Source organism: Aurantimonas litoralis, assembly GCF_026153195.1.
In the GTDB taxonomy this organism is placed as follows: domain Bacteria; phylum Pseudomonadota; class Alphaproteobacteria; order Rhizobiales; family Rhizobiaceae; genus Aurantimonas; species Aurantimonas coralicida.
This window is the reverse complement of the sequence record NZ_JAPFBM010000008.1, coordinates 1-20,860: the sequence shown is the minus strand read 5'-3', so window position 1 is coordinate 20,860 and position 20,860 is coordinate 1. Positions and strand designations below refer to the sequence as shown.

14 protein-coding genes are annotated in these 20,860 nt (G+C 58.2%); 2 read left to right on the top strand and 12 right to left on the bottom strand.

The features are described from left to right. Window positions 1–216: 216 nt before the first annotated feature. The 10 genes from N7I30_RS15355 to N7I30_RS15310 all read right to left on the bottom strand — a co-directional run bounded on the left by N7I30_RS15355 (window position 217) and on the right by N7I30_RS15310 (window position 15,928). Window positions 217–2,277, bottom strand: a complete 2,061-nt coding sequence (locus tag N7I30_RS15355; RefSeq protein WP_498640008.1) for a hypothetical protein — start codon at window positions 2,275–2,277, stop codon at window positions 217–219. Between the two features lie 4 nt (window positions 2,278–2,281). Beyond that, complete coding sequence (locus tag N7I30_RS15350) at window positions 2,282–4,594, bottom strand: sensor histidine kinase (protein WP_498640006.1); 2,313 nt, start codon at window positions 4,592–4,594, stop codon at window positions 2,282–2,284. A gap of 167 nt (window positions 4,595–4,761) precedes the next feature. Beyond that, entirely contained in the window at window positions 4,762–5,589 is an 828-nt protein-coding gene (locus N7I30_RS15345; protein ID WP_498640005.1) for a phosphoadenosine phosphosulfate reductase family protein, read from the bottom strand. Continuing rightward, entirely contained in the window at window positions 5,586–9,128 is a 3,543-nt protein-coding gene (locus N7I30_RS15340) for an ATP-binding protein (RefSeq protein ID WP_498640003.1), read from the bottom strand. Before N7I30_RS15340 ends, N7I30_RS15345 begins: the two co-directional genes overlap by 4 nt. Next, a complete protein-coding gene (locus N7I30_RS15335) occupies window positions 9,121–10,074 on the bottom strand; it encodes a DUF4007 family protein (RefSeq protein WP_498640001.1) in 954 nt (317 codons plus the stop codon). The genes N7I30_RS15340 and N7I30_RS15335 overlap by 8 nt, the downstream gene beginning before the upstream one ends. Then, window positions 10,071–11,279, bottom strand: a complete 1,209-nt coding sequence (locus tag N7I30_RS15330; RefSeq protein ID WP_498639998.1) for a cysteine desulfurase family protein — start codon at window positions 11,277–11,279, stop codon at window positions 10,071–10,073. The genes N7I30_RS15335 and N7I30_RS15330 overlap by 4 nt, the downstream gene beginning before the upstream one ends. A gap of 295 nt (window positions 11,280–11,574) precedes the next feature. Next, on the bottom strand, window positions 11,575–11,862 hold the full coding sequence (locus N7I30_RS15325) for a hypothetical protein (RefSeq protein ID WP_498639996.1): 288 nt from the start codon (window positions 11,860–11,862) through the stop codon (window positions 11,575–11,577). Between the two features lie 297 nt (window positions 11,863–12,159). Further along, a complete protein-coding gene (locus N7I30_RS15320) occupies window positions 12,160–12,501 on the bottom strand; it encodes a TnsB C-terminal domain-containing protein (RefSeq protein WP_498640310.1) in 342 nt (113 codons plus the stop codon). A gap of 639 nt (window positions 12,502–13,140) precedes the next feature. Next, window positions 13,141–15,039: a hypothetical protein gene (locus N7I30_RS15315; protein WP_498639995.1), complete on the bottom strand. Its 1,899-nt coding sequence runs from the start codon at window positions 15,037–15,039 to the stop codon at window positions 13,141–13,143. 499 nt (window positions 15,040–15,538) lie between these two features. Next, window positions 15,539–15,928: a MarR family winged helix-turn-helix transcriptional regulator gene (locus N7I30_RS15310; protein ID WP_498639993.1), complete on the bottom strand. Its 390-nt coding sequence runs from the start codon at window positions 15,926–15,928 to the stop codon at window positions 15,539–15,541. 165 nt (window positions 15,929–16,093) lie between these two features. On the opposite strand from N7I30_RS15310, the gene N7I30_RS15305 reads away from it, so the two are divergent. Continuing rightward, window positions 16,094–17,410, top strand: coding sequence for a hypothetical protein (locus N7I30_RS15305; protein WP_498639992.1), 1,317 nt, complete (start codon window positions 16,094–16,096; stop codon window positions 17,408–17,410). A gap of 66 nt (window positions 17,411–17,476) precedes the next feature. Here the strand turns inward: N7I30_RS15305 and N7I30_RS15300 are convergent, their stop codons facing one another. Beyond that, window positions 17,477–18,226 (bottom strand): hypothetical protein, encoded by a 750-nt coding sequence (locus N7I30_RS15300; RefSeq protein ID WP_498639990.1) that lies wholly within the window; start codon window positions 18,224–18,226, stop codon window positions 17,477–17,479. Window positions 18,227–18,641: 415 nt separating this feature from the next. Between N7I30_RS15300 and N7I30_RS15295 the strand changes: the two genes are divergently transcribed. Further along, window positions 18,642–19,838 carry an IS256 family transposase gene (locus tag N7I30_RS15295; RefSeq protein WP_498640308.1) on the top strand — a complete coding sequence of 399 codons (1,197 nt, stop codon included), beginning with the start codon at window positions 18,642–18,644 and terminating at the stop codon, window positions 19,836–19,838. On the opposite strand, the gene N7I30_RS15290 is transcribed toward N7I30_RS15295, so the two are convergent. Next, a complete protein-coding gene (locus N7I30_RS15290; RefSeq protein WP_498639989.1) occupies window positions 19,813–20,334 on the bottom strand; it encodes a hypothetical protein in 522 nt (173 codons plus the stop codon). The two genes, N7I30_RS15295 and N7I30_RS15290, sit on opposite strands and share 26 nt — an antisense overlap. Window positions 20,335–20,860: the final 526 nt, after the last annotated feature.

Here is a 20,860-nt window from a genome sequence, read left to right as displayed (position 1 = left end):
GAAACCGGATCCACTTATCCGCCCGACTTGACATCGAACCCCCATCTTCTGCCAGCGCTCGGCGAGACATGATGCCAGAAGGAAGTGATTCGCTCGATGAAAAGAATTTCGCTTCTGTGAACGGGCCAGTCTGTCGGCGACAGCCAGAGGAGGAAGGTAAGCGCGATGCCAGAACTACGTACCAGCCCACAGGATGGGTGTCACAGATGGTGATGGCTAAGATGCGGTTCCGGACCTAGGGTGATCGTCCCCCTCCCTGAATGCTCTGGATTCGTCCTCAGTATTGAAATTCGCGGTCGTTGCTATTTCGCTTTCGACTGAAAGGCGCGGCGCACTTGCAATCTGAAACTGTTGCTCCATCGATAGCTCTGATGCCTTGACAATTATCTGACACCAAGGCGCATCGTCGCCTTGCATTACGGCCTTACCAAAGACGATCGAGATACGCTGCGCCGTGACATCTCCCGAACTGACCCCTGCGATGCAGAGGTTTCCGTAAATCTCCTCCTCCGCACCCTCTGTCATTGCATTGTCCATCAGATCTCCAACGCCATCTGCAAGATTATCCCGCGGAAATGTCCGCATCGCTTCCAGCATTCGGTGGACGAACTCCCTGTGGAAAATAATTGAGGCCGTAGCCCGTTGGTTGCGGGATGGCATGATGGTGCAGCAGGCACGGTCCCCCATCTGGAGCTTCAGTCTCTGGGTAGTGTGATTTTTGTAATTTTTCTTCATTTTGAAGGAGCGCAGGTGTACCTCGGCCTCCGCCGTCATGCCGATGACCGGAGGGACGGCTACACCGATCCGGCCCAGATCCGCCAGGACTGTCCTCTGCAGCTCTTGGGCGTAGATCGGACGGAGTGTCCCCATGTAAGTGAGATCACCGACTGAAAAATCGGTTGTCTCGAGGTCTTTCGCGTCCCATTCAATCGAATGAGCATCCTTCTCGTCAACGATGATGAAATCAGCAAGCGGAGTAGTCGGACTGTCGTATCGCTTCAATTTTCCAGATACAGTCAATGGGCGAGATACCTTCGCACTCCCGTTGCGTACAACCAGATCGCAATCCGGCGTCACGATCGCCCTCAATCGGTCTGTGTCGCCAATGCGAAAGATATCGCCCAGGCGCTTGCTCGATGTACCGTTATAACGCCTGCGCTCAATACGAGCACGATCGAACAGTTTCGCAATCCCTATGGTTGGTCCATCGTACGCGCCTTCGATCGGGTCCATGATCCCTTCGTCGTTACCGTCCAACTTGCGGAAGGAATCATGATCCCAATCCACGGTTGACCTGATCGTCTCGACAAGCGACTCGCCGAAGAGCCAGTTGAGATACTCGCTGAGCGGTTGCCCCTCTTCCTGCAGACGGAACCGCATGAGATAGGCAAAATCCTTAATGTCTAGATCGGCGATGTTGAGCGTCAGGGCTTCTACAGCACCGTCCAGGCCACGCTTCCACTCGAAAAGTGCCTGATGAAGTTCTCGGCCGAATCGATAGGATTGGCAGGTGTCAAGGAGGGCGTCCGCGGCTTCAGGCGTGAAGGTTGGCTGTGCATCCTGAAGATCGATATTCCCCTTTCTGAGGAAATGGAAACGCCAAGAAACGATCTTCGGGGAGCCATCTTTTGGCTGCGCTTCGCGCCTGAATTCGTCTTTCCTTGCGGACATGTCTTTCGAGGACATCAGCACGACCGCGGGCACAGTTCCGGGAGCTTCTGATACGATATTATTCAATAACACCACGGATTCCGTTCTCGCGGCCAGATGGTTCTCGTCATCCACGCTTCCACTCTCCGCGACATTCGCCGAAAGGAAGAAATCGAGAAAAACGATCTGTGGTTTGAATGCTGCGAAAACTGTTCGCGCGTCCACAAGCCCTACTCGACGAACGTCGGTCGCCTGCCGACCCATTAGAAATGTCTCCAGAGGGTGAAGTGCCTTGAGCGCAGTCCCCTTCAGAAGATCGAAGTTGCCTTCCGGATCAAATTTCGTGTCGCCGCTTTCAACGAACGCTTGGTAAAGTCGACCGACGAATTGAAGAAGTGAAGGATTTTCATATTCCTCCGAGCTTAAAGCCTCAACGGCTTCCGATAACAGCTCGTCGCCGACACCCAATGTATCAAGCAGTTCCTGATTTCCACCCCGGAGCATGCCTAGGAGAGGTCCGGCCATAGCATCGTTCAGTGTGGGCGCGTCGTACGCGTCGTCGATTATCAGAACCCGCTCGATTCTGTTCGCGTCGAAAGATGCGGCGATGCGCGCATGAAGGGTCATCGGGTCACCCCATATCCAAGATAAATGCGTTAGTTCTTCCAGAGCGTTGCCTGCCCAGCGTCGGATCCATGGCAAGTTTCCATTTGTGGTAGCCTGCTAGTTCCCGCGAAATGTACAGACCGAGGCCACGGCCTTGGCCAGCCGGCTTTGTAGTCTCGAAGGCTTGGAATATCCGTTCCATGCGATCGGGGATAACCCCCGGCCCGTTATCCTCGATCGTCAATGTCTTCCCTGCTGCATCGAGTGTGATCCAAATGCGGGGAACGAGATTGACTTCATATGCAGCTTGGCGCTTTAGCCAGTAAAGTGCGTTGGTCACGACATTCTCAAGGATTTGAATAACCATTCCGCGTACGGCCTTGATCGGCATCGGCACATCCGGCAATCCACAATATACAACTACGGAGTGGCGACGGAATTCTTCGCTATGCGATTGGAGTACGTTGCTGACAAGTTCGCGAAGATCGAAATCCGTCTTCGTTTGTCTCTTTTCGCTAGTCATCTCATCGAACGCGGAGATCCGCTTCTGAAGCGTTTTGAGTTGGTCAGCGAGAGATTCTAGTACCGCTTCCAGCTGACCGTCTCTCGATCGAGCGATCGATGACAGAGTATGCGAGACTGCTCTGTCCATCTCATGGAAGATGAATTCCGTCATAAGACCAACGCCGGCTAGGTAGACGAACTTTTCGCGTTCGTCCTCAGCCTCCTCGACGACCGAATCGAGACGGGACACAAGCCCAGATGCCTGTGCTGTTAGTTCTGCAACCTCCCGCGAAAGTCGCGCGATGACCTTCTCATGCTGGGCGCCCGTCTCCAGGCGTAATTCTTCCAAAATGGATTCGACTTGGATGCGTCTGCTTCGCAGGTTGACTGCATCTTCCTGAGCGGTCCTCTTCGCAAATTCCTCCACACGATCGACTTCCTTAATAAGTCCTCGCATCTGCACGTGCAGCAGCCATTGCATGATCCGCTTAAGAGCATTCGCGGCATCAGATTCGATCAGACCCTCTCGGTTCGTTTGTTCGCTCATCGACGTATGCGGCGAATTCACCGAAACGCGGCCGATTACCTGCTGTCGATTCAGCTTGAACCCGGATTCACCAAAGGCTGCTTCATCGAGTGCGAGCCAATCATCATCCGGATCTCCATAAGGCAACACGCGGAAACCGTAGCGATACAACATTGGGCCGCCCGCCCATTCAGCGATCCTTTGTCTTGTTTCAGCCATTGTCGCAGAAAGGCCCTGAACCCCGGTTACGACGCGGCGGTTATACCAGTAGATCTCACAAGTGAACGGCCCCAGTTTTTCGAGCGCTATCGGCTCCAACGGAACAAGAACTGATGCTGCATGCCCCTTCTTACCTCGCCTTTTCTTTGTCTCCTGCGTCAAAGAGAAAATCTCGGCGCCACGAACGTCAATGATGCGCTGACGATGCTTTTGAGAATAGTCAATGATGCCGTCCAATACGGGAACACCATCTTCAAATCGAAACTCTGCCTTAAGCGTAGCATGTGCTGCTTTGAGAAGTTCCGACGGAATCGAAGGGACAGAGATTACCCTGCCGTTGAATCGAGCATCTATAAGTTTGTTTGCTCGACCTTTTTGGAAGGGATCCACCATCCGGGCGATCCTACCTTGAAGCATCTGCCTGAATCGGACGGAGTCCCAGTCGGCATTGAGATTGCATACGCGGACGGTAGTTCCTGATTGCTTGGCATCTGGCTTTGGATCACCGAGAGTTGGTTCTATAGGCACTTCATCTGCACGAAGATCATTGTCATGCGCAAACCTGGACCAGTCGATGTCGAGAACGTTGTAGACGGTTTCTCCCTTTTTTGTCGTCTGGACGTATAGTCTGTCGCCAAGGCGCATAGCGGATAGTCTTCCTACCCCCTTGTCTCCAAGATACATCGCCCCGCCAAGGTTTTCTGCCCGCCGAGAACGTGTTCCAATGTGGAGAAAGATCCGCTCGAGGTCGTCGAGTGACATGCCGCGACCTGCATCGCTGACTTCTATCCAATTTTCGGTTTCATAGGCGTTCTGTAATGCTTGACTGAATTCTACTGCGGAGCCAGATGACTGCTCAAGCACCGAGAAAGTTTCAGACACTCTGTTGGAATCGGCCCCGTCTGAAACTCTATTCCTTAGATCAGTTAATATATTTTCAGTTGAATCTCCCTCTTTTAGACGTCGAATTAACCGCAAATATTCCGATCTCAGCAACCAAATATGCGCTGAGATTATTATCCGGCGCTCTTCAAAATCTAAATCTTGCTGTGCATCGACACCATTCTTGATGAGTTCGTACAGAGCCACGTCGTCACTGCTGATTAGCTCTTTTCCTAACTCCAGGAGAGTGCGGGCGGCAAATGTGAATACCATTATTGTGCGGACAGGGTATAACTAAGAGGGATATTTTCTACGATAATCATACCATTTCTCCAACACTACACCAACTGATTTGATAGATCTCGTCGCAAGGTCTAGAGGGAGCAAATCAGGCAGCCATCGCGCAACGTCGGATCTTCCTGAGCTTCTAGGCCACCCAGAGTTTCCACAAGCGGAATGTTGCCACGCTTCGCCCTCATCCGCTCCTGGGCGGCCTCATGATTATCCCTGATTTGCTGCATGCGCTCCGGCTGCTCCAGTTCCGCCAATGTCTCGTTCTGACACCAGTAGAACTGTTCGCCGTACAGGACGCTCTTCTCCTCATATTCCTTTGCCAGCGCGAAATATTTGGGATGATGCTCCCGCAGGCGCACCCACTCGATTTTCTGCTGATAGAAGCAGAAATAGCAGCCGGAGCGGGACCGCCCCCACTCCATGTAAGGTGGTAAGCCGAGCCCCGAATCCTCCAGCAGTCGAATGATGTCCTCCCGGACGAGGCCATCCTCGCGGAAAGGATAGACGGCCGTGATGTTCGCCTTGGTGCTGATGTACCCGGTCCGGTTCTCGTCGGCCCGGAGGCCAACGTAATTCACCACCGGCCCATCGCCGATATAATTCTCGAAGGGCTTGAGCTTCAGCATCTTCGTGCACCAGCGACGATGGTTCGACGGCAACATGCCGCCGTACACCGTCAGCCAGTGATCGAAGGTGTCGACCGGTGAGGTCCGGACGATCGGCTTGCCCAGAATGGCCTCCAGCCGCCCAAGGTAGTCGTATGTTTCCGGGAGTTCCTTGTCGGTGTCGTGAAAAATGTACTCCATGTCGGGGACACGGTCGCGCAGGTAGACGGCAAGCGCAGCGCTATCCTTTCCGCCTGAAAGACTCAGAATATGGCGCACTGGCTGGTCGGCTACTGAACTCATGAAATGCCTCCGGAAGTTCTCGCATCTGGCGAGGCTTCGATGCCCTGACTGTCGGGCCTTCCCTTGTTCAATTCTTCCCAGAGAAGTTCGACGAGAAGCCTCTTGCGCATAGCCGGGTCAGAGGGGAGATGGCGAACCAGCTCCCCGGCATCCAGCGCGGGACCGGCTAACTCATTGTCCCGCACGAAATCGAAGACGTCTTCACCGTCGCCCCGGGTCAGATTGATGCGGATTGCACTCCTGTCCGGCTGTATGCCGTCGTTTCGTTGACCTTCGCGCACCTGCGCAGGGAAGGCCGTGGCCTCGACCTTGATGAAAAGATCGACCAGAGCGCCCACTTCCTCGTTGAACCGGGCCTCGTCACCAGGTGCCCATCGAGCCGGCGGCTTGGAAATGATGAAGGTGGCAAGTGATTCGGCCCAGGCGTCGTCCGAGAGGCCGGGATCTCTCAAACGAAGCGCGAAGGTCCGAAGCCTTGGTTCCTTCGCCACGTTCGAAACAAGCGCGGCTCGGTTGGCCAGTGAGGCACGATCGAATGTTCCCCGCTGCATCCCCGCCGCTTCCGCGACGCGGGTGACGATGCGATCAAGCAGTTCCGGATAGGCACCGCGCAGCTCGCCTGTCGCTTCGGTCAGGCGTCCGACGAATACCTCCGCGAACCGCTCCTCTCCTGCCTCCTCCATGGCGCGAGGGTCGAGGCCGCATGCGCTCGGCAGATCTCGGAACAGAAGTCCCGAAGGTTCCTTCGCCGACAGCAGCGCGTCGCGAACGGCAATGGCATCGCCCCCCAGATTTCGTGCCTTCCTCGTGAACTCCGGCAGACCAGCGGCGAACTGGCAGAGCGGCCTGACGATGTCGAGAAGATCGGCGGCGCCTCTTCCGGGGCCCGCCGCGGGTGCGAAGATCGTCGAGAGCTTCCGGAAGACCTCGAGCCGCACGCCCGTTACCTTGCACTGCTGGATCTCGAAAAACTGGGGCGCCTTCATGAGCCGCAGGAAGTCCGAAGGCCCGAAGCGGTGAAGGAACGTGCCGCGCTCATACACCGCAATTTCGTGCGATCGGGTTCTCAGAATGATCGCGAGCAAGAGGGGCGCAACGCCAGCCCGGACGCCGAGAGGCGCCTCCCGGAGTGCTGCCAGTACCGAATTGACGGCTACTCTTTCCCCATGTGCATCGACCATGAGACCCAGGATGCGATCGAGAGCTGGCTTCAGACGAAGAGGATCCGTTTCGCGATCAGCGTCCGGGTCACCGATTGCGATGGGCTCCACGACGGCATGGCCATCCTCATTCGGAACGTGAACCCTGCCTTTCATCAGCACCGAGAGGTACATCGACTTCTCTGGCGGGTTCTTGTCCGCTGGAATGCCGAGGAGAGCCTTGTCGCCCGCTTCGAAGATTCCTTCGATGAGGCGCATTCGGGCCGCCGATGCCGCGCTGCTGAGGACATTCCGATTCAGAAGCTCGTTCGCAATTAACGGAGCGCCCCGGTAGATCTCGTCGCAGGCATCCGACAGGAGCCCGGATACTCCGCCGCGGACCGGTGTGGTGCCGGCGACCGCTTTTCCTCCTCGGAACCAGTTCACTGCCGACCGGGATCCGCCTCGGACCCCGAGACATCCGGCCACCTTCTCGGCCAAGGCCCGACGTGCGGCCGCCAATTGCCGAGAGACTTCCGCCGATGCGAAATGGTCCTCGACGAGTTCGGGCGTGTTCTCGGAAACCCACTGCCAGAGCCGGACCTCCTGGAGTTCGCCGGCGAGACCGGACAAGGGATCGCCAACGCCTACGAGGATGTCGGGTCGACCGCGGAAGCCTTCTCCGGTCGCAGTCCTGATCGCTCTTGCTCGCTCTGATTTCGTGTCGACCAAGGCGAGAAGGATCATTCCGTCAGCATCGGACGCCAATGTTGCCGACGCCTCGAGATCGGCCGCCTCCACGTATCGAACGTCGAAGTATCGCATCGTGCCTGTTTCGACGTAGTGCCGGCGAGCCAGGACGGGTTCCCGATCCAGATGCTCGATGATTACCGGCGCGACTTTGCGAAGGGGTCCCATGACCCGAGTAGCCTCCGCGAGGGCGGCCTCCAGGCTGACGCTCGAATTCGGCCAGAGACGGAAGGCACCTCCCCGTCCTCGCTGAAACAGGAACCCAGACTTCGAAAGGCTCGCGACCGCTTCCGTCACATCGGATGCCGATCGCGGTGTCATCGCGGCGATGATCGATGACTCCGTGGGCATAAGCTCGTCGGCATCCAGCAGGTTCAGGATGGCGACGACCTTCAGGACCTGGGCTTCGGCAGGATCGCGCTCGGCGGCCCCGTCAACGATCGCCACGATCCGCAGCCACTGGCTCCGATAACTCCCACCGGCGAGGCGATGACCGAACATGGCCCTGACGTAATCGTAGAACTCGGCGATCCCGTACCAGTTTCCGGGGGTCGCCTCCCTAGCGGCGAAATCCTGGAGCCCGAAGGGTTCGGAGGAAAGCAGGAAACCGAACAACGACCGTTCGTTCTGGCCAAAGCGAGCGAAGAACCGGACCAGGACGGGAAGCAGTGTTGGATGAAGCGGGTACAGGTCCGCGGCATCGATAGCCATGGCGGTCCCCTGTCCGGCGGCCCCGCCGAACCATCCGCTCTTGGCCGAACTCGACGTCACCTTCGAAAACGACGCCTGGACGGCTTTCGGAAGCGAGGCGTTGTCGAGGCTCAGGGCGTCGCCCACCAGAGCGGCGGTATCAGCCAACGGCTGGTCGAAAACGATCTCGTCGAAACGTCCTGCGATCTTGTCCCACTCATGGCGGGCCGAAGCTGGAAGCCGCTCCGCATATGCCTGGAAGCCCTGATGAAGGAGACCAATCATCACGAAAGGCCGCTCGCCACTGCGAGAGGCGATTTCCGCAAGCCTCTGGAGAACGAAGACGTCCTCGCTCTCCGGATTGCTCGCCGCAAATTCGAGGTGCTTGCCAAGCTCATCGATCACGAGCAGCAGGCCGCGCCCGTCCTTGGCGAGATCGTTGCGGACAGTTTCGATCAGCTTTTCCAGGAGGGGCACCGAGCCGGATGAGGCGACCTTGTCGGCCAGCTTCGTGATCCCGTCGCTACGGCGCCCGGCGCAACCAGCATCCACGGAAGCCAGGTTTCGAGCAATCGCCTCGACGAGTCCGTTCCTCGAGCCTGTCAGTAGGATCGGATGAAGGACCGGGCTTGCGCTCCCCATCGTTTCGGACCAACCGAGGCGACGATCGATGGCCGAAATCGTTTGATCATCGCGCCGCGCAAGCAGATGAGCCAGAACCAAGGCAAAAGCCGATTTCCCGACGCCATAGTCACCGGTGATCCGCCACGCACGACGGCCGGATTCAGGCCGTAGACCGTCGGCGATCCTGCGGAATGCCTCGGCCGTCGATGGCATGATGAAATAGTTTTCGAGCGCCGCCGGATCGTGGAAGTCCTTATCGATCTGAACGGAGCGCTGGAACCGCCCTCGGATCCGGAAGAGGCTCGCGATCGTGCGGCTGGATGTAGCCTTAGGCATATGTCACCTCCTGATCGTAGATGTCGGACAGAGTGATCGGGAGTGTACCGCCTCTTTCGGAAAGAAGGCCCTGCACAGCGGACGGACGATAGACGTACCGGCCGGCTGGGGCCGGACCCGAATGAAGCTCGAGACGGTCACGGACGTCGTCTTCCGGCAGTTTGAACACCTGACCCGGTGAGTTGAGGCCAAGAGCGATCTCGCGCTGGGTGAGTGTCGCTTCACCCGGGCGGAAGCGCGACCAGTAATCCTGGACGCAATAGTCGAATAGTGCCGCGCTGATTTCCGGCTTCGGTTCCCTCCGGAAGGAAAATGTCTGTTCCCAGCGCCCCTTCTCGTTCTTCCGCTGCCCGACGGCCTGGAGAAGGCCGAGATCGATCAGGGGTCCGTCCAGCGAGTCCTCGACACCCGTGGAAGAAGACCGGCGCGGTGAATAGGTGTTGATGAAAGCGTCGAGGTGCTGAGCGAGGGTGATTTCGCTGTGCGTGAGGCCCATTCGCACCGACTCCCGTCCGAAAGCCTCCAAAGCCTCGGCGCGGGTGAACTCAGGGTGCGGCCACTGATGGAGTAGGTACTGCCAAGCGAAAAGAGCGCCTTCGCTGCGCGTCGAGAGGTTCCAGTGGATCAGCCAGAGGGTCCGGATGTCCTCGAGGAAGGGGTCGAAGCCATTCGCGCCGAATATCGCTTCGGCGAATTCAGTCGGCTTCAGAGAACGTGCCTTGTCCGTCTCCGCGATCCCTGCAGCCTCGACCCAGAACCGGAGCGAGCGCACCATGTTCTTACCAAGTCCGAGTTCGACCATCGCCTTCATGTCGTCGGCGAAGATTTCAGGATCCTCGCTCAGACTGCGATAGGCCTTCGGCAGCCAGGCATATCGACAGATGAAGGTTTCGTGCCCGGAGAACCGCATCGAGCGGCCGCCCGGAATTTCCGACTGCGTCATCATGATGAGTGTCCCGTCATATCGCGGCGAGTGTCGTTGATCGCTGCCGCGATCCAGCACGCAGCCTGATCCGCTTGAGATGCAGTGGTGAAGCGACCCAGCGAAATCCGAAGAGCCCCCTCCTGGACGTCCTCGGGGAGCCGCATGGCCCGAAGGACATGGGAAGTCTCCTGGGCGCCTGAATTACACGCCGATCCCGTAGAGATCGCCACCCGATTGCGAAGGCGCGCAAGGACGGCGTCCCCAGGAACTCCGGGCGCCGAAACATGAAGATTGCAGCTGAGGCGGTGGTCGGGATCGCCATTCACGACAAGCCCAGGAACTCCCTCGATCAGGATAGCCTGCATCCTGTCGCGCAACCCGGCTACCCGCCGCTCTTCCTCAATGCCCTCGGCAAGGGCGATGCGACATGCCTCCGCGAAACCTACTGCGGATGGAAGGTCCGGGGTTCCGGGATGGACAACGATGCGTCGAGCAAATGTCCAGTGGGCGTGATCGGTGATCAGCGCGCCGACACCTTTCGGGCCGTAGATCTTGTGGGCATTGAAAACGAGGTAATCGATTCCCCATTCCGTGGCCGCAATTCGCTCTCTTCCTGCGGCCTGGGTGGCATCGACCAGGATCTCGGCACCCGCGGCATGGGCGGACCGGACGATCGCCTCGATCGGATACACGGTGCCGACCTCGTTGTTGGCAGCCATCATGACCGCCAGGTCGATTCCGCCATCGAGAACGTCATTCATCTCTGAGAGATCGACACGGGCGCATCCGTCCACGCCGATCCATCGAACTTCGGCCTTGCCTTGATCGACCAAGGCAGTGAGGTTCTCGATGACGGCGTCGTGTTCTATTCTCGTCGACGCGATCCTGAGCTTTTTCCCATCGTTTCTTTCGAGGGCGATGCGGAGCGCGAGGCGGATCGATTCGCTCGCCCCCGAGGTGAAGCGCACGTTCCTCGATTCGGCGCCCACCAGCGCCGCCACGTCTTCCGCCGCCCTGAGAAGGGCATCAGCGGATCGCGCACCGTAGCCGTGGGCGGTATTGTTCGGATTGCCGAAATCTTCGACGAAGGATCGGACCATTCGTTGAATGACGCGGCGATCCATAGGGGTGGATGCCTGATGGTCCAGATAGATCGCTGAATCAGGAGACCTACAATCTCCCGTTGCGCCTGAAACAGCCGGGTACTCTGTATCGATCACGTCCATCACACTCTACCAAACGCACCGACAGAGGGACTGTTCGAGCCGGAAAAGGTGCTCTTTCAGTCCTTTTGACGGTATCTCGCCCGGTTGAAAGTCGGAACCGTGGATGGCCCCGACTGGTCAGCCGAGAGAATCACTTAAGGCATGATGACACGATCGAGCTTTGCACGCATCGCGTACGCAAATATCGCCCGAATTAGTAATTCGGGGAGCGTCTCTGGTGGCTGCGGCGTCCGCTCACGAGCCGAGCGATGGCTTTGGACGCCGATCGGCAACCGCTCGACCTCGCCGGTGAGGATTAGTTTCTCAGCGCCCAGTTCGTGATTTTCTCGTCGTGAGAACGTATCAGCTGCTCGGTGCCGGCAACCACCGAGCCGCCACAGCCGAGTGCCGTACCAGCCTGCTGATGTCGTTCAGTGCTTCCCGGACCCGGTTCTGGATTTCGATCGGATCGTCGATGTCGGATGCCGGAAGCCCTTCCGACACCAGAGCAGCGAAACTCGTCGCCAGCCGTTCGATCGAGACGGCGGCGCCCATCGTCCGGACGGCCCGCGCCGTCTTCCAGATGTCCGGTGTCGATCTCCATCGAAATCTCGGCCACGTCACGGTCGTCGACCCGCAGCTGGACCTCGGTACCGCGCTTGCGCCGACAGAACTGGGTGATCTCCTCGCACTGATAGAACGCCCCGAAGAGCCGGACGCAGGACGCCCATCTTGTCGACGACACGCTGCAGGGACACGCCGAAGATCTCACGCATCTGGTCCTTCGGCGGACAAATCTCGGCGCCGTGGATTCCCGTAAGGCGGTTCCATTCCCGGGCGGGCGGCCGGCCGCCGAGACCGGCATGCGGCGACACGTGATAGACGTCGCAGACATAGCAGATCAGCGCCGGTTCAGCTCCTCGCAGGTGATCGAGGCGGTCTTCTTCGCGTCGTAGTCACCCTTCTCCTCGGAATTCGAGAACGTCCGTCCCTCGAACCGGGACACGAGACCCACGTCGAGCGTCCGGAACAACCGCTCGATCCTGCCGCGGAATTGCGCCTTGCCGGCGTTCGGCTTCAGGGTGCCGATCCCCAGCGAATAGGCCGCTACCCGGAATTCATGCGACGTGAATCCAGCACCCTTGTCGGTGAAGAGATTCTCCGGCTTGCCATGGGCCGTCCAGATGGACCTCGCACCGGCAGCCTTGCGAAGACTGTCCTTGTCCGTGAGGATCCAGCGCAGCTCTTCGAGGGCTCCGCGTCGACGGAGCCTCCGTCGTCAGGTAGATGGAGAGGATGCACCGGGTCGCGCAATCAATCGCCGCGGTCAGCCAGCAGCGCGTCCTGCCCACCGTCTCCCGCTGCTTGTCGTTCATGCGGGGCCAAGCCTATGGTCAAATCCAGACACAAAACGATCCTCGCGTTGGATCGTCAGACTCAGCACTCAGATCGAAAAGCGGAAGGTGGGACCGGGACGATGCTTACGGTGTTCCTCGCAATGATCGCAGCTCGGGCTCGATGCCGACGGGACCGCTAGGATCATTGGGCAGTCACCCATCACGCAGAAAGAAGTCAGGGTGTCTGGAATGCGCTGACGTGCGCCGCGCCCTGAGAGATTTGTGGTGGTCCATCCAGAGCGGCGATCTCGATAGCCTGCCAACTGGGATCAAAACGGCCTCCAGCTGGTAAAAACTTCCGCCGTATCTGCGGCATCGATGGGACCAAACAAGGGCCCTATGAAGTCGGGGCCGAATGATTCCATAATCCCCGCTGACATCGGCATCATGACCGAAGTTGCGAAGATCTATCCAAAGCAACTTTTACGATTCTGGAGGGATCAGAGCCCATCGCGTGTTCCTTTCTCGGAGCTTGCCGAGGGCACTTAGAAATTTGAGGTGGAGTCGCCGGTCCTCTTGTCCGGCCCGCCACCCTCATCACCAGTCTCTGGCTCCAAAAGCACGCGCCTGTCCCGGCGCGCTTTCTCTGTGTCTGACATGGGGTGCTCTTTTAGGAGGGCATCCAGCATTTGGTCGATATCCTTCCTGCTCGGCGCCTTGCGATATTCCCACCCTGTCACGAGGATACCGTCATCAAATATAATTCCATCGTGGCCACGCGGACGCACCGTAGGCGCTTGCCGTTTGAAGAATGGAAACTCCTCTTGGGGTGACAGATATTTCCTGGTCCGCCTCTCCTCTTCCCAACCCTTTCTCGGCGTTCGAGGAACCAGAGTAGGTTCGCAGCCGGCTTTATGGGCCCTCAGCCGCGCTTTCCAGTCCGCCAGAACGGCCGTGCGCGTTCCTTCGTACACGAGCCGAGCCTGGTTCTCCCTAGAGACAAGATCGGGCGACCAAAGCTCCTCGAGAAAAAATTCGAACGCCGCTTCTGCGGCGCCTCGGCTTTGGATTTCATTGCGGAGATGTGACCCTCTTAATCGCCGATCAGGTCCTGCTACCGTAAGGTACACTCCGGTCTGAACTTCATCTTTCGCGTATAACCACGCCCATGCGAAGCGCTCGAGATCAGATTCTTGTATGTCTCGTAGGACATAACCACCCTCTCCATCATCCTGGCGCTCGCGAGCATTCTGATAAAATTTCAGGTAGACATTGGCTGGAATTCTCAGCTCCGGGATTTCGGGGAGCATCAGACGATGCCAGAAGTCCAGATCGACGTTCTTGCCGTCACGACCGCGAACGCGGTAAGTTTTGCGCCGGACAAGCGGCTTTGGCCTCTGGTCGATCTCAAATTGAAAACGACCGTCCGAATCTCGGCATGATACAGAGAGGTCAGAGGTCATCGCCCCAAAATCTTTCACCATCGGGGCGATAAGACGTGAACGGATCTGGGCCATCTTTCCGGAACCGGACTGCACAGGGAAACCGGTGATGTCCACAAGATCGTCCGCCGACACTACGGTTAAATGGTTGCCCTCGCCTACACGTTTGATCGTCGGGTCGTACATAGTGTGCAGGAGGTATCGGTAGAGTGCCGGGGTGAAACGGCATCGAAAGTCCGCCATGACTCTGAGGTCGATATAGGCATAAGGCACCCGCGATCGGGAAGACTGCAACCGGCGCCGATCGAGGAATGCACGCAGATAGGGCGCAAGCTCGTAAGCGACCGTGTCGTCTTCGATGAGAAAGCGCACAATCGGATTGAAACGTTTGGCGTCACATTCTGGGAGATCGTACCATACCGCAGGTTCATCAGCAGGTACCCGGGCCAGTCGATCCCAAATCGTCAGTTTCCGCACTTCGAAGCCCAGATCCGGACGTCTGGATTGAGGCCGAACAATCGGCTTGTCGTCATCCTCCGCGTACCAGTCACCGAACGGTAGCTGCGCCCTCATGCGCATATGATCGATTTCTGCAGCAATCCGCTCGTCGCTCCAGCCGCGGCTCTCCATCGTTTCAATCATTCTGGCCGCCCTCTTCGCAGACAGGCGCCCCTTGATTTGTTTGAAGCCCGGCAGGTGGCATTCTGTCGACGACAGACGCTGCAGGCTCTGCAGGACTTCTCGCCGGCGTCCCTTCGTCCCCAGAATCGCGAGTACAGCGGGAACAGGACAACGATAAAACGCCTTACTGAAGCCCGTCTTCACCTCGTATGCCGCCGCAATCAATACCTCCAAAACTGCATGGTCACGCGCAGTCAGACCGGGAGCTCGAAAATCTGCGAGATAATCGATCGGTCTCGGCGACTGGACCAGCCTCGTCTCGACGGTAGAAGCCGTTAAACTACGGATCGCGGCACGATTTTTCGGGGCGAATATTTTCAAACTGGCCTCACCGGCAGCACTCAGATGGCTGTGAATAATGCTACAGGACAAACCCTCGTCTGGCAACGAACGTCGCGATATGGCGAATAAACTTTATGCATAATGATGAGAGACGGCGAGGCTCCTTTGCTGGTCAAAGCGGGATATTGAAAAAGCTCGCGATCGCCTCGCTCATCATTATGCATAACCGATACGGCTCGTTCCCCGTCTCAGACGCCGATGCGCCGTTGCATTTTCCACCACTATCGACTTCCGACGCGGTCAATCATCGCCCGACCAACCTCCCAATCGCATGTGGAGAAGCGCATAGCTGCAGAGCCGACGAGCGATGGTGGAAGGTGACGCCGAGGGCCGCCTCTGCTGCCCCTTTTTTGTTCACTCGGCTGATTGAGCCCCCTTTCGCACATCTCACCGTTACAGACCGCCAGCGTCGAAGGCGACCGGCGAAAATGCCGTTTCACATGATACGGTCCGTCTGACTCAGTCGAACCTTGTGCCGTCACAAATTGGCGTCAAACAACCGCTCAATCTCTTTCAATATCGCGATCCCCTGATCGGTCAAACGCAGGCGGCGAATACGCGGATTCTCCGTATCTAGCCCACGTTCCACCCAGTTAAGTCCTGCGTATTTTCCATAACCATTTTCCAAGAGATCAATCTGCCGCACCAACGTTGCGTATGGCGTTTCGAGCTCCCGAGATATCTGCGTCAGAGGCAACCCTTTTTTCGAGCTTATTCGATCAATATTGTTCGCGATATAAATGAACAGCCGCATATTTGCTGCAGTTATATTATGCTTGTGGCTCGCGATCGCCCCAATCGCGGCCTCGAACCTTTTCAGTTTGTCTGAGAATGTCGACACATTCGAATCGTGATTGAAAAAAAACATCGTCAGCGCTCCCTGGACCCCGCTTCCCTACGACACCCATAGGCATCCGACAATGGTTGGGCACCACTATTGACACGTGTCTGATAGTGGTCATATATGCAGTCGATTGGTGCGGCGTCCGGCTGTACCGTACTGTACCGATGCGGAGTATGGAGACGAAACGCGATGAAACAGAAGGCGACGAAAGACAGCGTGCTCGCAGCCGTTCGCGGGATTTTGGCGGGGGGCGTTGTCAGCTTCTCGACCGACGATGTGGTCAGCATCACGAAGGGATCGAAGGCGACCGTGCTTCGGCTCATTCACGAAAACGCTGAGGCGATCGAGCAGATGAAGACGGAAGGCATCTCGCTCCCCGTGTCGATCCGCGACGACGTGCTGCGGCTCGGTCATCAGGTGTGGTTCGCTGCCACGAGCGCGACGCAGGCACAGGTGGAGGATCAGACCCGGCGAATTCATGCGATGTGCGACGAGGTTAACAGGAAAGCATGTGAAATCGCGGACGCGAACATCCTGCTTGCGGAACGGGATGCCGGGTTGAGCCAGCGGATTGAAGAACTTGAGGAACGGTTTCGCCAGGCGGAGCTGAAACTTGCCGATGCCGAGTCCGTTGGCCGGACCCAGCGCGAACGGGCGGATAAGGCCGAGGCACGGCTCGAGGCGCGGGACGAAGTCTTCCGGACATTTGAAGCAAGATTCTCTGGCACCGCTTCTGCCAGCGGTCCGGCGTCCGACACCGCCTCCCTTTCGACCATTTCCGGCCCTGCGACTTCGACGCCGCTGAGCACGAGCGTCGGAAGGCTGACGCCGGATGGGCGGTCGGCACAAGAGGAAGGCGCAGAACCTTCCCCCGCACGCGACAATGTTTCGGAATGCCGGGTGGGGTCGACCGCCCAGATACCCATTGTTGCCGCCGACGCGAAGGAGGTTACCGGCGGCGTCGAACATGGGGACCCGAAGGTTCGCAGTTTGGGAGACGGCCAGATGGATCTGATCGACGCCATCGCCGCTTCCGCAGTCAGTTCTGCTGATGCGAAGACGGCAAGCGAAGGTTCCGAGAACAAGCCGGACATGAGGCTGCCGATGACGAAGAACTGTTCTGGTATCACCGAAAGTGCCACAGCGTCCGAAAAGGCCGATCCCATGAACGGGAATGTGTCGAATAGCGACACGAAAAACGACGGAAGGTCGCCGAGTTCCCCTTCGGAGGTATTTTCGGGCAAGGCGATCGTCCCGGCGGTTGGCGGGGCCGCAGCACCCCTGCCCCGTTCGGCAGATCTGTCGACGCCCAAGATCGCCGATGGTGGTACCAAGTTCGGGTCGAGTGCACATTTGGCGAGGCCGACCGGCGAGAGCTTTGAACCGCCTCGCTTTCAACGCAAGGATTTGCCTCACCGCGCATTGGGCACGGCAAGCGTTGCCGATCGGGACAAACCCTACGGCGAACGTACCGAACCGCAGTTCAATACGCTATCATCGACCTGATTTTACCGATTTTCCGACGCGACTGCCCCCGCCGGATGTGGCGGGGGCAGCCGATCGACAAGGTTGCTAATCTTTTTCCGGCGGAGCGCAGACATCAATCGCGGAAATAGCTTCGAGCTCATCTTCTGAGGCTTCGAATGGAGGCGACATTTCCCATTCACCCGGCATCTCGCGTAGCGAGTAGCGCTCCCTGGCGCTATCCGGGTCCTCCCGCTCTTGGAGGACAATCCAGATGCCGTCGCTCGCTTTGGCTACCCTGCATGAGCCGGAAAGATGCCGCACCTCGACCGCACTACCAGCGCGGAAGGTTCCGATGCCGTCAAGGCGCACAACGCCGTCTCTCCGACTGATCCAGGCGTTCGAAACTGATAGAAGCGGCCGGGCGGGCCAGAAAATTGCGTTGCTCCAAGCATTGATCCCGACATCTTTATAATAATGGCGGGCAACATTCAGGAGATTATCTCGTGAACGGTCTACGATGGGAAACCCTTCCACTAAGACCGCGTTCGCGCTCCAGATCTTTGTGTAATAGTGTGACACTCGCACACCAAACACGCGCCAGACAGGTCCCAGCGAAAATGGATATGCCTCATCCAGTCGTGTCGCAGATAAGACCACTGCGTCTTCAAGGGTTTGCGTTCCAAGGTCGTGCCATGCTCGAAGAACGGACGCTGCGTTGCAAGTAATCTTATGACGACGCACGGACTGCGGGGTTTTATCAGAATTTGATGGGACAACAGATGTTTTTGCAGCAATGGGTGCGGCACTGAACTCGATCTGAACCTGTGATTCTTGAATTCTGGAAGTCTTGTCCACGTGGAGATATATCGGAACCAACGCAGAGATACCCAGACGCACGGCGCTTTCTGGACTGTCGGGCCCGTTAGGCTGTCCCAGGCCCCCTTTGGATCCTACCGTTCCCGGTCGGCCGGTCCGTCTCATAAGCTTTGCTACCTGATGTGATCGCTCTGCTCCCTCCAATTATCAGCTGTCAGATTGACGGAGTCTGAAACCGTGCTCTGCGCCTTTACGTCCCGCGACTGTTGCGATTAGCCGCTAGCCGTGCGGGGAGTCAGCTCCGATCTAACATTAATCGGGATTCGGTGCCGGCTCCTCGATCCGGACGGGTCGTGCCCCGGGAGGTGGTGTAGGAAGCGGCGCCTTTGAGGTAGCCACCGCCGATCTTCGGTAGGGTTCGGATGCGAACTCGAACCTGGAGCCGAAGATGGCGATGACCGATGCGAAGATGGCGCTACTGGAGCTGATCGAACAAGAGGCGGATGTCGATCTCGTCCGCGAGATGCTGGCCTTTGCGGCCGAGCGGATGATGGAGCTGGAAGTCGAGGCTCGAACTGGTGTTTCGGTCAGGGCGCGCTCCGCGAACCGGCTCAACCACCGAAACGGGTATCGCGATCGAGCTTGGGATACGCGAGCCGGGCGGTTCGACCTTGCGATCCCGAAGCTGCGGAAGGGAAGCTACTTCCCGAGCTTCCTGGAGCCGCGGCGGACGGCCGAGAAGGCCTTGGCGGCGGTCATTCAGGAGGCCTACGTCCACGGTGTCTCGACGAGATCGGTCGACGACCTGGTGAAGGCGATGGGCGCCGGCGGGGTCTCCAAGAGCGAGGTGAGCCGCTTGGTCTGCGAGATCGACGAGCGCGTGAACGCCTTCCTCTCCCGGCCCATCGAAGGCGAGTGGCCCTATCTGTGGATCGACGCGACTTACCTGAAGGAGCGCGAGGGCGGACGCATCGTCTCGACCGCCGTCATAGTGGCCGTCGGGGTCAACACGGACGGACGACGCGAAGTGCTGGGCGTGGCGACCGGCCCTTCCGAGGCCGAGGTGTTCTGGAAGGGCTTTCTGCGATCGCTGGCGGACCGGGGTCTTCGCGGTGTAAAGCTCGTCGTCGCCGATGATCACAAGGGGCTACGGGGCGCTGCGGGCAAAGTCTTTGCCGCCACGCACCAGCGTTGTCGCGTGCACTGGTTCCGAAATGCGCTCGCCCATGTCGGCCCCAAGCAGCGGCCCGCCGTCACCGCCATGCTGAAGACGATCTTTGTCCAGGAAACGCAGGAAGCGGCGCGTCGGCAATGGCGGGACGTCGCCGATGCGCTGCGCGAGAAGTTCGAGAAACTCGCCGCGATGATGGACGGCTCGTGCGACGAGGTTCTGGCCTATATGACGTTCCCGCGCGAGCACTGGCCGCAGATCGCGTCCACCAATCCCATCGAGCGGGTTAACCGGGAGATCAAGCGCCGTGCCGATGTCGTCGGCATCTTTCCCAACAACGCCGCTGTCGTGCGTCTTGTCGGTGCACTCATGCTGGAGACCAACGACGAATGGTCCGTTTCCCGTCGCTACATGACGCTGGAAACCCTCGGCGTCGTCAGCGATAATACCCTCGTCAGGCTGCCTGTCCTGGCCGCCTGATAAGAAAACTCGGCCCTGCCGAGATCCGTGTTCCTACACCACGCTTGGGGAAACGACCTCCGGACGTCCTCGTCTCTAACCTCCTCGCCAGCAGCAGCGTTGCCTCTCGCAATGCCCGCTGGCGGTAGAGCGCACCTGACGGTAACGAAGGATCGTCCAGCAGCGCAGAATGCCGGTCGCGGATCAGTCGCCACTGTGCAAGGAGGGCGACTTCCTCCTCCTCTGTGATGCCGCGGAGCCCGAGCATTTTCTGATTTACGGTCTGCTTTGCAATATCGAGATAGCGCGCGGCCTCTCGTGCCGAGATTCCACAAAGACCGCACAGTCGCCGGAACCGATTGTTCTTCGGATGCCTCTCGACCACACCTCGCAGCCCACGTTTCACGCGGGAGCGCTTTTCGCCGCGATTTTCAGTGCGCTTCTCCATCCAATCTCCTCGTCCTGAAGAAACCCGAGACGGTTCGACAATCCCTTTCGCTACCTTCTCGTAGATCATGCAGACCTTTACCGAGCGGTTCCAAACACCGTTCCAAGGGCATCACCGCGCATACCACCCTGCTGTTGCTCCCAGACCGCATATTCCGCCTGAGCGCAGAGGACAAAGGCCGGGCACATGAGCAGTCCCGTTGCCAAGCAATCCGAAAACATTCAGGTCACCATCTACGGCCGCTCCCGGTGGCGCGACGTTCGCACAGTGCTTTCTTTGAGATTTTGAAAGTCTCACCGCGACGTCGGTTGACGAACGTGCTCGAGCGCAAATTTTTGTCTGTCGATAGCTAACTACCTAAGCAAACCGATTTATTATCATCTTCGGAGAGAACCTAGGCGCGATCTCAGCCTTTTTTTTTGAGATGTTTTGAATTGCACATACTGGCCCAGGCGGACTGCAATATGTCCCCCTAGGGTCGATACCCATTCAGCCTGTTGAAGCTTCGAAGCAAATCGGATTCCCTCGTGCGCAAAGGAGCCAAGGGAGGATCGGATGGCACGACTGTTCTGGCTGAACGACGAGGCGTGGGCCG